This is a genomic window from Pseudomonas sp. 09C 129 (genome assembly GCF_002843625.1).
Lineage (GTDB): Bacteria > Pseudomonadota > Gammaproteobacteria > Pseudomonadales > Pseudomonadaceae > Aquipseudomonas > Aquipseudomonas chlororaphis.
On sequence record NZ_CP025261.1, the window covers coordinates 445,984 to 459,788 of the forward strand.

Consider the following 13,805-nt stretch of genomic DNA (forward strand, 5'->3'; position numbering starts at 1 on the left):
TCAAACTCAAGATTTCAATGCTTCGGCAAGTTTCGCGATTTTGCCGCGAATCGAGCCATCGATAACCAGGTCGCCGGCGCGGATGACGACACCACCAATCAGGGCAGCGTCCTCCGCAACTTGCAGGCGCACTTCCCGGTCGAGTCGTGCACTGAGAACCTTGGCGAGTTTGTCTTGCTGTTCTTGGTTCAACGCAAAAGCACTGGTGACTTCCACATCTACCGACTTCTCTTGCTCGGCCTTGTACAGGTCGAACAGAGCGGCGATCTCCGGCAGAAGCAGGAGACGGTCGTTTTCGGCAACGACGTGGATGAAATTCTGTGCCTTGGCATCGAACTTGTCGCCGCACACGTCGATAAACGTGGCGGCCTTGTCTGCGCTCGTCAGTCGCGGGGCCTTGAGCACGCGCCGCATGGTGTCGTCTTGCGACACTGCTGCAGCCAGGCCGAGCATGGCTGACCAAGAGGCCAGCTGCTGGTGGGCCTGAGCGTGCTCGAAGGCCGCCTTAGCGTAAGGTCGGGCCAACGTGGTCAGTTCTGCCATGATCGCCCTCGCTTAAATTTCAGCAGCCAGTTTGTTAACCAGCTCCGCGTGCGCGTTTTGATCGATTGTGGCACCCAGGATCTTCTCGGCGCCGCCAACGGCCAGCACACCCAGTTGGGCACGCAGCGCGTCTTTGACACTGTTCAGTTCCTGCTCGATCTCGGCCTGAGCCTGAACCTTCACACGGTCAGCGTCGACACGGGCTTTTTCAACAGCCTCTTCGACGATCTGGTTACCGCGTTTCTTGGCTTGCTCAATGATTTCGGCTGCCTGAGCTTTTGCTTCGCGCAGTTGCTGACCCGCTTTCTCTTGGGCCAGTTCCAGGTCGCGAGCTGCTCGGCTGGCAGCGTCCAGTCCATCCGCGATCTTCTTCTGACGTTCGTGCAAAGCCGCGATGACCGGAGGCCACACGAACTTCATGCAAAACAGTACAAAAATGAAGAACGCAACGGACTGGCCAATCAGGGTTGCATTAATGTTCACGCCAACACCTCGCTCGTTCGTTGTCCATCACACCAATCAACTCGAAAATTCGAGTGATTAGCCAGCGAGTTGACCAACGAAGGGGTTCGCGAAGGTGAAGAACAGAGCGATACCAACGCCGATCATGGTTACGGCGTCGAGCAGGCCGGCAACGATGAACATTTTAACTTGCAGCATTGGAACCATTTCTGGCTGACGCGCAGCGCCTTCCAGGAACTTGCCGCCCAACAGGCCGAAACCAATTGCGGTACCCAGTGCGCCCAGGCCGATCAACAGTGCAACAGCGATAGCGGTTAGACCAACTACAGTTTCCATCTTTCCTCCCGACTTTTACGTCGTATGGTTTAGGTTTTTTAGATTAAAGCGGTAAAACAAATCGTTTCATCGTGCCCTAGACGGGCCCCCTCCCGTTTGACCGGGAGGGACATCAGACTGGTCGAGACCGGTCTTAATGGTTCTCTTCGTGCGCCATCGACAGGTAGACGATGGTCAGCATCATGAAGATAAACGCTTGCAGGGTGATGATCAGGATGTGGAACACAGCCCACGCCCATTGCAGCACCACGCCCAGGCCGCTGAGCCAGAGCAGGCCGCTGCCGAACATCACGGCGATCAGGATGAACACCAGTTCGCCAGCGTACATGTTGCCGAACAGACGAAGTGCCAGAGAGATTGGCTTGGCGATCAGCGTCACGAATTCAAGCAGGAAGTTCACCGGAATCAGCAGCGCTTGAACAAAGATGTTCTTGCTGCCGAACGGGTGCAGGGTCAGTTCGCCGATGAAGCCGCCGATGCCCTTGATCTTGATGCTGTAGAAAATGATCAGTGCGAACACCGAGAAGGCCATGGCCAGCGTGGCGTTCGGGTCGGTAGTCGACACGGCACGGAAAGGAATGTGCGCATCGCCGGAGATCAGGATGGCCAGCTGAGGAATCCAGTCGACCGGGATCAGGTCGATGGCGTTCATCAGGAACACCCAGACGAAGATGGTCAGTGCCAGCGGTGCAATCACTGGGCTACGGCCATGGAAGCTGTCTTTCACGCTGCCATCGACGAACTGGACCAATACTTCAACGAAGTTCTGCAAAGCACCTGGCTGACCGGAAGTTGCCTTCTTGGCCGCCATGCGGAAAAGAAGAACGAAGATCAGACCCAACGCCACAGACCAGCCGAGAGTATCGACGTGGAATGCCCAGAAGCCCATTTCTTTGGCTTCTGCTGCGGTGTGGGCAAAGCCCCAGCCGCCATTAGGTAGCTGACCGAAGGTCAGGTTCTGCAAGTGGTGCTGGATATAGCCCGAAGCGGTTGTTTCTGCCATGGTTGCCTCAAACGCCCTAAGGTCTCGAAAGTCTTGTTCTCATAAGCAGGGGAGCGAACCAGCTGACCAGTTGGGTCAGCACGAAGACGCCGAATACAGCTAGCGGCGCCAATGGCTTCACACCTGCGAACGTCAATGCAAAGAGCACTGCCGTCAAAATCAGTTTGCCCGCCTCGCCGGCATAAAAAGACCGGACGATGGCTTGAGCTGCTCGGGCGCCGGAAAACCGAAATGCCCTATGAGCGAAATACACATTGGGGAGCAAGGCTATCAGTCCCCCACAAAGGCCTGAGTATCCGGCTACGACTCCATGCCAATGCCAGAGCGCCAGGGCGGCCAGCAATAAAACGACCAACTGAGCCAATAAAACCGGGAAAACCGCTAAGCGATGGAACGGCAAGCGGTTTGGCGTGCGGGTTTCCATCACTCTTGCTCCTCATGGGTCGGCTGCCAGAATTCAATAACTTGGCATAATTTGTGCCGACAAAATGCGCGCAGAGTATAGGGGCGGTTCAGCCCCTATTCAACTGCCGGGTAGTGATTTCCGACTGCACGCTACATGAGGAAATGTTTCAGCGGATGTGTGCAAGGACGCCTTGAAGCTCATCGAGGGAGTTATACCCGATCACCAACTGACCTTTCCCTTTCTTTCCGTGACGAATCTGCACCGCAGAGCCTAGGCGCTCGGCCAGGCGTTGCTCCAGGCGCGCGATATCCGGGTCGGGTTTGACAGGTTCGGCAGGCTGCTGTTTGCCACTCAACCACTGGCGAACCAGGGCTTCGGTCTGGCGTACGGTGAGGCCACGTGCGACAACGTGTCGCGCCCCTTCAACCTGTTGATTTTCCGGCAAACCCAGCAAGGCACGGGCATGACCCATTTCCAGGTCGCCGTGGGACAGCATGGTCTTGATCACTTCAGGCAAAGCGATCAGGCGCAGCAAGTTGGCTACGGTGACGCGGGACTTACCCACAGCCTCGGCAACCTGCTGCTGAGTCAGCTGGAATTCCTGCTGCAGGCGCTGCAGGGCAACCGCTTCCTCGATGGGATTGAGATCTTCGCGCTGGATATTCTCGATCAGCGCCATGGCGATGGCGGTTTCGTCGGGCACATCGCGGACCATCGCCGGAATGGTTTCCTGACCCGCCTGCTGGCTGGCGCGCCAGCGGCGCTCGCCGGCGATGATTTCAAAACGGCCGGAACCGATCGGACGCACCACGATTGGCTGCATCACGCCCTGAGTCTTGATCGAGCTCGCCAATTCTTCCAGTGCCTGAGGGTCCATGTCCCGACGCGGCTGATACTTGCCGCGCTGGATCAGGTCCAGGGGCAAATGTTGCAGCTCACGCACATCGGCTTGAACCGCTTGTTCTTCCAGCGAGCTGACAGTCGGACCACTCAACAGTGCATCCAGTCCACGTCCGAGACCTCGTTTCTTGACGGCCATGGGGATTCCTTAAGTTGGCTGGGCAGCGGCTGCGCGTGAATTTTTCCGTTGCCGACGAACCATCTCGCCAGCGAGGGCCAGATAGGCGATGGCACCGCGCGACTGTTTGTCGTAGACCAACGCCGGCATGCCATAACTGGGGGCTTCCGCCAGACGGATGTTGCGGGGGATCACCGTGTCGTACAGCTGATCACCGAAGTGTTCCTTGAGCTGCGCGGAAACATCGTTCATCAGGCTCAGCCGCGGGTCGTACATGGTCCGCAGCAGGCCTTCGACCTTGAGGTTCGGATTGAGCAATTCGGAGATGCGCTTGATGTTATCCACAAGGTCGCTCAGCCCTTCGAGAGCGAAGTACTCGCACTGCATGGGGATAATGACCCCATCGGCGGCAACCAGGGCGTTGAGCGTGAGCATCGACAGCGACGGCGGGCAGTCGATCAGAATGTAATCGTAGTTTTCCCGGATCGGCGCCAGGGCACTGCGCAGACGGCTTTCCTTCATCTGCATTTCCAGCAGAACCACTTCCGCGGCGGTCAGGTCGCGGTTCGCCGGCAGCAGTTGATAACCGCCGTGCTCGGAGTAATGCATGGCCTGGGCCAGATCGCACTCGCCGATCAGCAGGTCGTAGACCGAATTTTCCAGGCCATGTTTATCCACACCGCTACCCATGGTGGCGTTGCCCTGTGGATCGAGATCGATCAACAGCACCCGGCGCTTGGTAGCAACCAGCGATGCTGCGAGGTTGATGCAGGTGGTGGTCTTGCCCACGCCACCTTTCTGGTTCGCTATCGCGAATACCTTAGCCATTCTTGCTTGTGTTCCCAATCATGCCGTGCGGCGCAGTATCAGCAGATGGCGTTGGCCTTGGCAACCGGGTACGGCCAGGGCGTGTTCGCTATCGAGGTGGAAGTCCGCCGGCAATGCTACCAGCTCATCGGCGGGATGAACGCCCTTCATTGCCAGCCAACGTGTATCGCGGTCGCCGAGGTGGCGAGTCCAGTTGGTGAAGTTCTCCATGCTGCTGAATGCCCGGGAAATGATCCCGTTGAATGGCTGCTGCGGCTGGAAAGCTTCGACACGACTGTGGATAACTTGCAGGTTATCCAGCTTCAGTTCCAGTTTGACCTGGGTCAGGAAGCGGGTTTTCTTGCCATTGCTGTCCAGACAGGTCACTTGCGAATCCGGAAACAGGATAGCCAATGGAATGCCCGGCATCCCGCCGCCGCTGCCAACGTCCAGCCAGCGGCCGTTTTCGATGAACGACATCACGCTCAGGCTATCGAGCAGATGACGCGAGACCATTTCATCCGGATCGCGTACTGCGGTCAGGTTGTAAGCCTTGTTCCATTTGATCAGCAGGGCCAGATAACCCAGCAGCAACTCGTGCTGGGCTTCTGTCAGGTTGACACCGAGTTGGCGAGCACCTGTGGATAACTCTTCTGCATGTTGCGAGGTGACCTGCGAACTCAAGCGCTTTGCTCCAACTGACGGCCCGCGCCGCGTTTTTTCAAGTGAATCATCAACAGCGAAATCGCTGCCGGGGTCACGCCCGGAATCCGCGAAGCCTGGCCCAGGGTTTCAGGACGCGTGGCGCCGAGCTTGCTCTGGATCTCTTTCGAGAGGCCGGAAATGTTGCTGTAGTCGATATCCACAGGCAGCTTGGTGTCTTCGCTGGCCCGCAGACGAGCGATTTCGTCCTGCTGGCGATCGATGTAGCCGGCGTACTTGGTCTTGATCTCGACCTGCTCGGCGACCTGTGGATCTTCTGCGCCCTGCCCGGTCACTTCGACCAGACCAGCGTAGTCGATTTCCGGACGGCTCAGCAGATTCAGCAAGTTGTACTCATGGGTCAGCGGTGTGCCGAACTTTTCGGCGATCGCATCACCCTGCTCGGTACCCGGACGAACCCAAGTGCTTTTCAGGCGCTGCTCTTCCAGGGCTATACCTTCGCGTTTTTTGCAGAACGCGGCCCAACGGACATCGTCCACCAGGCCCAGTTCCCGACCTTTTTCGGTCAGGCGCAGGTCGGCATTGTCTTCGCGCAGGATCAGGCGGTATTCGGCACGGGATGTGAACATCCGATACGGTTCCTGGGTTCCCAGGGTAATCAGGTCGTCGACCAACACACCGATATAGGCTTCATCGCGACGCGGGCACCAGCTGTCTTTGCCCTGTGCGCGCAATGCGGCGTTGGCACCGGCGAGCAAACCCTGGGCGCCGGCTTCTTCGTAACCGGTGGTGCCATTGATCTGGCCGGCAAAGAACAGGCCGCCGATCACTTTGGTTTCCAGGCTGTACTTCAGGTCGCGCGGATCGAAGTAGTCGTACTCGATGGCATAGCCGGGACGCACGATGTGCGCGTTCTCCATGCCGCGGATCGATTGCACGATCTGCAACTGCACATCGAACGGCAGGCTTGTGGATATCCCGTTCGGGTACAGCTCGTGAGTGGTCAGGCCTTCCGGCTCGATGAAGACCTGATGGCTTTCCTTGTCGGCAAAGCGATGGATCTTGTCTTCGATCGACGGGCAGTAGCGCGGGCCGATGCCCTCGATCGAGCCGGCATCGGAATACATCGGCGAACGGTCGAGGTTTGCAGCGATGATTTCGTGAGTCCGCGCATTGGTATGAGTAATCCAGCAACTGACCTGCCGCGGATGCTGTTCCTTGTTGCCCAGGAAAGACATGACCGGGATCGGCGTATCGCCCGGTTGCTCGGTCATCACCGAGAAATCCACAGACCGGCCATCGATGCGCGGTGGCGTACCGGTTTTCAGGCGGCCCACACGCAGAGGCAATTCGCGCAGACGGCGAGCCAGAGCGATCGACGGCGGATCACCGGCACGACCGCCGGAATAATTCTGCAACCCGATGTGGATAAGTCCGCCGAGGAAGGTACCGGTGGTCAACACCACGGATTCGGCGAAGAAACGCAGGCCCATTTGGGTCACTACGCCGCGGACCTGGTCCTGTTCGACAATCAGGTCATCCGCTGCCTGTTGAAATATCCACAGGTTCGGCTGGTTTTCCAGGATTTCGCGGACAGCAGCCTTGTACAGAATACGGTCGGCCTGGGCGCGGGTAGCACGCACGGCTGGGCCTTTACGGCTGTTCAACACCCGAAACTGAATACCACCTTTATCGGTAGCCATGGCCATCGCGCCGCCGAGGGCGTCGATTTCTTTGACCAGATGACTTTTACCGATCCCGCCAATCGCGGGATTGCAGCTCATTGCTCCGAGGGTTTCCACGTTGTGCGTCAGCAACAGGGTTTTTGCCCCCATGCGTGCTGATGCAAGTGCTGCCTCGGTACCGGCATGACCGCCGCCGATGACGATCACTTCAAAACGGGAAGGGAAATCCACCACGCACCTCGTGCCTGCTTATATGGGTAAAAAAGGATGGGTTCTTGGGATAACGGACAAGTATAGGGTCTTCGCCCTTCCTAAAGAACCCTTTGCACAAAATTTAACCAGCTGTGGATGATTCACGGACAATAGAAATTAAAAAGAAAGAAATTTATTAAATCTTTGTTTTTATGTTTATTCTTAGGCACCGACCTATCTGTGGATAGATTCATACAGCCCTTTGTTTTCAATGTGTACAGAGATTCAAAAGTCTGTGGTTAGGTAGCAGGGAGGCCCTTGGATAACCGGTGTAAGCCTGTGGATTAAAGTGATGCTTATCCACAGAGCGGGTTTTCCTCAGTTTTGACGCCCTGTTATCAACTGAGCCTAAGGGCAGTTATTCACAGGGCTTAATCCACAGAAAAAAGCTCATCCGACCAAACGGCGGCCACAAGAAATCCGCCGGAGCGCCCAAGTGCGCCCGACAAACTCGGAAATGATGGGGAGTACGAGAGATTGCAGAAGCGGGTTTGCCCGTGATGCCGGCGGAACACCGTCATGAGCATCACGAGCAACCAAGCCGTCGAACGGCTGCTCCTATGGGGAGATGGGGTTACTTACCGATGCAGAAGCTGGAGAAGATCCGGCCCAGCAGGTCGTCCGAGCTGAAAGCGCCGGTAATTTCTCCCAGGGATTGCTGGGCCTGGCGCAGGTCTTCAGCCAGCAGCTCGCCGGCGCCGGCCAGGGTCAGTTGCGAACGGCCATGTTCAAGCGAGTCGCTGGCGTGGTGCAGGGCTTCCAGGTGACGTCTGCGTGCACTGAAGCTGCTTTCGGAAGTCTGTTCGTAACCCATGCAGGCCTTGAGGTGCTCACGTAGCAGTTCCAGGCCCTCGCCGCCGGCCTTGGCACTGAGGCTGATAGTCACGTGGCCATCGTCGCTGACCTCCAGGGCGATCGCTTCGCTGGTCAGATCGGCCTTGTTGCGGATCAGCGTGACTTTCGCCGGATCCGGCCGCTGTTCCAGGAACTCGGGCCACAAGGCAAAGGGGTCCAGCGCTTCCGGGGCCGTGGCGTCGACCACCAGCAATACGCGATCGGCCTCGCCAATGGCCTTGAGAGCACGTTCCACACCGATCTTTTCCACCTGGTCTTCGGTATTGCGCAACCCTGCGGTATCCACAACGTGCAACGGCATACCGTCGATGTGGATATGTTCACGCAGCACATCCCGGGTGGTACCGGCGATCTCGGTGACAATCGCCGCTTCGCGTCCGGCCAGGGCATTGAGCAGGCTGGACTTGCCGGCATTCGGCCGGCCAGCGATGACCACGGTCATGCCGTCACGCAGCAAGGCGCCCTGCCCGGCTTCGCGGACCACGGTGGATAACTCGTCGCGCACCGCGTCTAGCATCTGCAGGACATGGCCATCGGCCAGGAAGTCGATTTCTTCCTCGGGAAAATCGATGGCCGCCTCGACGTAGATGCGCAGCGCGATCAATTGCTCGGTCAGGTTATGCACACGCTTGGAGAATGCCCCCTGCAAAGAGCGCAAGGCATTGCGCGCGGCCTGTGCGGAACTGGCTTCGATCAGGTCGGCGATGGCTTCGGCCTGGGCCAGGTCGAGCTTGTCGTTGAGGAACGCGCGCTCGCTGAATTCCCCCGGCCGGGCCAGGCGGCATCCCAGCTGCAGGCAACGCTGCAACAACATATCCAGGACGATCGGGCCGCCGTGGCCCTGAAGTTCCAGCACGTCTTCGCCGGTAAAGGAGTTCGGCCCCGGAAAATACAAGGCGATCCCCTCATCCAGGACCTCGTTCCGATCGCTGAAAAACGGCCCGTAATGGGCGTAACGCGGTTTCAGCTCGCGGCCGCTGATGGCCTTGGCGGCGACACTGGCCAACGGTCCGGAAATACGCACGATGCCCACACCACCGCGCCCCTGGGCGGTGGCTACGGCTGCGATGGTTTCACGAGGGACATTCATAACCCGCTCCAGACATAAAGAGGCAGACAAAAGTGACAGATAGCAAAACGCCCCACTAGGGGGCGTTTTGAGTGGTTATCCACAGAGTAGGTCAGGCAGCTGCTTTCTTGGTAGCCGCTTCGATCTTACGTGTGATGTACCACTGTTGGGCGATCGACAGGCAGTTGTTCACCACCCAGTACAGCACCAGACCCGCCGGGAACCACAGGAAGAAGAAGGTGAAGATGATTGGCATCATTTTCATCACCTTGGCCTGCATCGGATCCGGAGGAGTCGGGTTCAGTTGCTGCTGGATGAACATGGTGGCGCCCATGATGATCGGCAGGATGAAGAACGGATCCTTGATCGACAGGTCGGTAATCCACAGCATGAACGGTGCCTGGCGCATTTCCACGCTTTCCAGGAGTACCCAGTACAAGGACAGGAACACGGGCATCTGCACGAGGATTGGCAAGCAACCACCCAGCGGATTGATCTTCTCTTTCTTGTACAGCTCCATCATGGCTTGCGACATTTTCTGCCGGTCGTCGCCATGTTGCTCTTTCAGAGCCGCCAGTTTCGGCGCCACTGCACGCATGCGCGCCATGGATTTGTAGCTGGCCGCTGACAGTGGGAAGAAGATCCCCTTGATCAGCATGGTCAGGAAGATGATCGACCAACCCCAGTTACCCACAATGCTGTGGATATGTTGCAGCAGCCAGAAGATCGGCTGGGCAATGAACCACAGAATGCCGTAGTCGACAGTCAGTTCCAGGCCTGGGGACAACTCTTTCAGCACGGCCTGGCTTTTCGGACCGGCGTACAGAGTGGCGGTGGTTTCAGCCTTGGCACCTGGTGCAACGGTCAGCGCCGGGCCGGTGAAACCTATGATGTAGTTGCCTTGGTTGTCTTTGCGGGTCTGCACCACGTTGCTTTCGTTCTTCGCCGGGATCCAGGCGGTCACGAAGTAGTGTTGCAGCCAGGCAACCCAGCCACCTTGCACGGTTTCTTTCAGCGAGCCCTTGTCGATATCTTTCATCGACACTTTTTTGTACGGCTCGGAACTTGTCCACAGGGCGGCGCCCAGGTAAGTCGCGGTACCGGTGGCGGTGCTGGAAGAAGGATCGGAGCTGGCGTCGCGTTTGAGCTGGGCAAACAGGTTGCCAGTCCAGGCCTTGTCGCTGGTGTTGTCGATCAGATAGGTGACTTTCAGATCGTACAGACCGCGGGTAAAGGTGAAACGCTTGATGTAGTTGACGCCGGCGTCGCTGAATTTCAGGTCGACATTCAGCTGGTTCTGGCCGTCAGCCAGTTGATAAGTCTTTTTTTCGGCCGAGTAAACCGGGCGTCCGGCAGGACGGGCATCCGGGCCGTTGGTACCGGTCAGGCCGCTTTGCGCCAGATAAGTACGTTCGCCACCGTTATCGAACAGCTGGAACGGAATTTCCGGATGATCCTGGCGACGTGGATACAGCGGCAGCTTCAGCTGGGCGATATCACCACCTTGAGGATCGATAGCCAGATCGAGCACATCCGTTTTTACCTGGATGAGGTCTTTGCTTGCCGCTACCGGAGTTTCGGTAGGGGTGCTGGTATCGGTATTCGCGCTGGGTACATCGGCACTGGCGGAAGCATTGTTACCAACAGGCGTATCCGGTAGAGCCGGGGTGGCGGTGTTGGCAGCAACATTCTGAGTCGGCAGGGCAGCCTGGCCATAATCCTGGTTCCACTTAAGAACCATGACGTAGGACACGATTGCCAGGGCGACGATCAGGATCGTGCGTTTAATATCCATGATTACTCGGCCATCGAAGAAGAACGGGAGGTAGGGATAGGTGGAACCGGGTCATAACCACCGGGATTCCACGGATGACAGCGACCTAAACGACGAAAGGTCAGCCAGCCACCGCGCAGAAGGCCATGATTTTCGATGGCTTCATACGCGTAGCAGGAACAGCTGGGGTAGAAACGACAGTGACTGGCCATCAGAGGACTAATGGCATAGCGATAAAACTGGATCGGAACGAGTGCCAGTTTACGCATTCGGGCTGTCTACCCCTACAGTTTCGGGTTTGGCTGCTGGTGCCGGCTTGTTACGGGCCAGACGCTTCCAGAGCTTGTCGAAATGCTGAATCAATTCGGGGTTTTCTACATCGCCCAAACCTTTGCGCGCGACGATAACGATGTCCCAACCGACCAGAGCATCCTGGTGCAGGCGAAACGATTCGCGCATCAGACGTTTGAGGCGATTGCGCTCAACGGAGAGCTTGACGCTCTTTTTTCCGATAACCAGCCCCAGACGGGGATGATCCAGATCGTTGTTGCGCGCAAGGAGCAGGAGATTTTTCCCCGGAACCTTGCCGGTAGGGGAGTCAAAGACTGCCTTGAAATGCCGGGGGGTAAGCAGACGCTTTTCCCGACTGAAGTCCTGACTCACCTCCAGTGCCGGAGTATCAAACTGCCAGACGCGCACGACCTTTGGCGCGACGACGCGACAGGACGGCACGACCGTTCTTGGTAGCCATGCGAGCACGGAAACCGTGGGTACGAGCGCGTTTGATAGTGCTTGGTTGGAAAGTACGTTTCATTGTCGTGTTACCTGGTTCGTCCACAACGGGCCGGAATGGCCCCCGTTTTAAGAGATCGGCGATTCTAGAGAAAGCAAGCCTCTAGGTCAATTTCCAACCAGCTTTTCCTTTGTCTGGGTATGTCCACATCGAAGACTGAAGAACCCGGTCAGCCAGATATAAAAATAAAGAAGGGAATTATTTAAAGCTTTTCTGTAAAGCTTATAAAGGCTAGGGATGCCTCTATCTGTGGATAACTACATTCAGCCCTTGTAGACCGTGTTGTACAAAGAATGACAACACTGTCGAGAAACGGTGCTCTGCCTGTGCTGCGCTATCGGAAAAGCTGTGTGTGGAAAGGTGAGTTATCCACAAGCGGGTTATCCACCGATTTTCGCCCCCAGTTGTGCAATGCCCTCAGGCATGGTTATCCACAGAGCTTATGCACATACCATTGGTCGTGTTTTTTCGGGATAAAGCGTTGATTCATAGTGCCCTGTGATCAACCTACATGTGGATAAGTGTGCGTCTGGTCGCTACAATGGCGGCTTGTTTTTGCCTCACCGGCTTTCAACTTAGGGGATATCCGTGTCAGTGGAACTTTGGCAGCAGTGCGTGGAGCTTCTGCGTGATGAGCTGCCTGCCCAGCAATTCAACACTTGGATCCGTCCGCTACAGGTCGAAGCCGAAGGCGACGAGTTGCGTGTATACGCACCGAATCGTTTTGTTCTCGATTGGGTCAACGAAAAGTACCTGGGCCGCGTGCTCGAGCTGCTGGATGAGCATGGCAATGGCATGGCGCCGGCGCTTTCCTTATTAATAGGCAGCAAACGCAGTTCCGCTCCTCGTGCGGCACCCAACGCTCCGCTGGCCGCCGCGGTTGCCTCTCAGGTTCAGCAGGCAGCAGCTGCCGCCCCAGTCGCTGCGCCGGCTCCGGCCGCACCGACCAAACCGGCGACCCAGAAAGCCGCCGAAGTCAGCGAAGAACCCTCTCGTGACAGCTTCGACCCGATGGCGGGGGCCAGCTCGCAGCAGGCTCCAGTACGCGCCGAACAGCGCACCGTTCAGGTGGAAGGTGCGCTCAAGCACACCAGTTACCTGAACCGCACCTTTACCTTCGAAAACTTTGTGGAAGGCAAGTCCAACCAGCTGGCCCGCGCCGCGGCCTGGCAGGTAGCCGACAACCCCAAGCATGGTTACAACCCGCTCTTCCTTTATGGGGGCGTAGGTTTGGGTAAGACCCACTTGATGCACGCTGTGGGTAACCACTTATTAAAGAAGAACCCGAATGCCAAGGTCGTGTACCTGCATTCCGAGCGCTTCGTGGCGGACATGGTCAAGGCGTTGCAACTCAACGCGATCAACGAATTCAAGCGTTTCTACCGTTCGGTGGATGCGTTGCTGATCGACGATATCCAGTTCTTCGCCCGTAAGGAGCGTTCCCAGGAAGAGTTTTTCCACACCTTCAACGCCCTGCTCGAAGGCGGCCAACAGGTGATTCTCACCAGTGACCGCTATCCGAAGGAGATCGAAGGCCTGGAAGAACGCCTGAAATCTCGCTTCGGCTGGGGCCTGACGGTAGCGGTAGAGCCACCGGAGCTGGAAACCCGCGTCGCGATCCTGATGAAGAAAGCCGACCAGGCCAAAGTCGAACTGCCTCACGATGCGGCGTTCTTCATTGCCCAGCGGATTCGCTCCAACGTGCGTGAGCTGGAGGGTGCGCTCAAGCGTGTCATCGCCCACTCGCACTTCATGGGGCGCGATATCACCATCGAGCTGATTCGCGAATCGCTGAAAGACTTGCTGGCCCTGCAGGACAAGCTGGTCTCTGTGGATAACATTCAGCGCACTGTCGCCGAGTACTACAAGATCAAGATCTCCGATCTGCTGTCCAAGCGTCGCTCGCGTTCTGTCGCGCGCCCGCGGCAGGTAGCCATGGCCTTGTCCAAGGAACTGACCAACCACAGCCTTCCGGAAATCGGCGATGTGTTCGGCGGCCGCGATCACACCACGGTCTTGCACGCATGCCGCAAGATCAATGAACTTAAGGAATCCGACGCGGACATCCGCGAGGACTACAAGAACCTGCTGCGTACTCTGACCACTTGATGACTCCAGCGCAGCTTATTAAGGCAAGGG

At 57.3% G+C, this 13,805-nt stretch carries 15 protein-coding genes; 1 reads left to right on the forward strand and 14 read right to left on the reverse strand.

Annotated elements, in window-relative coordinates:
* Positions 1-6: 6 nt before the first annotated feature.
* The 14 genes from CXQ81_RS02150 to rpmH all read right to left on the reverse strand — a co-directional run bounded on the left by CXQ81_RS02150 (position 7) and on the right by rpmH (position 11,687).
* On the reverse strand, positions 7-543 hold the full coding sequence (locus CXQ81_RS02150) for a F0F1 ATP synthase subunit delta (protein ID WP_007924505.1): 537 nt from the start codon (positions 541-543) through the stop codon (positions 7-9).
* Between the two features lie 12 nt (positions 544-555).
* Entirely contained in the window at positions 556-1,026 is a 471-nt protein-coding gene (locus CXQ81_RS02155; RefSeq protein ID WP_007924504.1) for a F0F1 ATP synthase subunit B, read from the reverse strand.
* Positions 1,027-1,083: 57 nt separating this feature from the next.
* Positions 1,084-1,341 carry a F0F1 ATP synthase subunit C gene (atpE, locus tag CXQ81_RS02160; protein WP_002555987.1) on the reverse strand — a complete coding sequence of 86 codons (258 nt, stop codon included), beginning with the start codon at positions 1,339-1,341 and terminating at the stop codon, positions 1,084-1,086.
* Between the two features lie 133 nt (positions 1,342-1,474).
* Positions 1,475-2,344 carry a F0F1 ATP synthase subunit A gene (gene atpB / locus CXQ81_RS02165; protein WP_007924498.1) on the reverse strand — a complete coding sequence of 290 codons (870 nt, stop codon included), beginning with the start codon at positions 2,342-2,344 and terminating at the stop codon, positions 1,475-1,477.
* A gap of 16 nt (positions 2,345-2,360) precedes the next feature.
* On the reverse strand, positions 2,361-2,768 hold the full coding sequence (locus tag CXQ81_RS02170) for a F0F1 ATP synthase subunit I (protein WP_037004398.1): 408 nt from the start codon (positions 2,766-2,768) through the stop codon (positions 2,361-2,363).
* Positions 2,769-2,916: 148 nt separating this feature from the next.
* A complete protein-coding gene (locus CXQ81_RS02175) occupies positions 2,917-3,789 on the reverse strand; it encodes a ParB/RepB/Spo0J family partition protein (protein WP_007924496.1) in 873 nt (290 codons plus the stop codon).
* Positions 3,790-3,798: 9 nt separating this feature from the next.
* On the reverse strand, positions 3,799-4,596 hold the full coding sequence (locus tag CXQ81_RS02180; protein WP_007924494.1) for a ParA family protein: 798 nt from the start codon (positions 4,594-4,596) through the stop codon (positions 3,799-3,801).
* 18 nt (positions 4,597-4,614) lie between these two features.
* Positions 4,615-5,259: a 16S rRNA (guanine(527)-N(7))-methyltransferase RsmG gene (gene rsmG / locus CXQ81_RS02185; RefSeq protein ID WP_007924492.1), complete on the reverse strand. Its 645-nt coding sequence runs from the start codon at positions 5,257-5,259 to the stop codon at positions 4,615-4,617.
* Positions 5,256-7,154: a tRNA uridine-5-carboxymethylaminomethyl(34) synthesis enzyme MnmG gene (gene mnmG / locus CXQ81_RS02190; RefSeq protein WP_007924490.1), complete on the reverse strand. Its 1,899-nt coding sequence runs from the start codon at positions 7,152-7,154 to the stop codon at positions 5,256-5,258. The genes rsmG and mnmG overlap by 4 nt, the downstream gene beginning before the upstream one ends.
* A 595-nt stretch (positions 7,155-7,749) precedes the next feature.
* Positions 7,750-9,120 carry a tRNA uridine-5-carboxymethylaminomethyl(34) synthesis GTPase MnmE gene (gene mnmE, locus CXQ81_RS02200; RefSeq protein WP_101336369.1) on the reverse strand — a complete coding sequence of 457 codons (1,371 nt, stop codon included), beginning with the start codon at positions 9,118-9,120 and terminating at the stop codon, positions 7,750-7,752.
* A gap of 91 nt (positions 9,121-9,211) precedes the next feature.
* Positions 9,212-10,894: a membrane protein insertase YidC gene (gene yidC, locus CXQ81_RS02205; protein WP_007924476.1), complete on the reverse strand. Its 1,683-nt coding sequence runs from the start codon at positions 10,892-10,894 to the stop codon at positions 9,212-9,214.
* A 2-nt stretch (positions 10,895-10,896) separates the two neighbouring features.
* Positions 10,897-11,142 (reverse strand): membrane protein insertion efficiency factor YidD, encoded by a 246-nt coding sequence (yidD, locus tag CXQ81_RS02210; protein WP_010465488.1) that lies wholly within the window; start codon positions 11,140-11,142, stop codon positions 10,897-10,899.
* The gene (rnpA, locus tag CXQ81_RS02215; RefSeq protein ID WP_009041465.1) at positions 11,135-11,536 is read right to left on the reverse strand and encodes a ribonuclease P protein component; all 402 of its coding nucleotides are present in this window, start codon (positions 11,534-11,536) and stop codon (positions 11,135-11,137) included. The genes yidD and rnpA overlap by 8 nt, the downstream gene beginning before the upstream one ends.
* A gap of 16 nt (positions 11,537-11,552) precedes the next feature.
* Entirely contained in the window at positions 11,553-11,687 is a 135-nt protein-coding gene (gene rpmH, locus CXQ81_RS02220) for a 50S ribosomal protein L34 (RefSeq protein ID WP_003213577.1), read from the reverse strand.
* Positions 11,688-12,254: 567 nt separating this feature from the next.
* On the opposite strand from rpmH, the gene dnaA reads away from it, so the two are divergent.
* A complete protein-coding gene (dnaA, locus tag CXQ81_RS02225; RefSeq protein ID WP_007924474.1) occupies positions 12,255-13,775 on the forward strand; it encodes a chromosomal replication initiator protein DnaA in 1,521 nt (506 codons plus the stop codon).
* The last annotated feature ends 30 nt before the right edge of the window (positions 13,776-13,805 follow it).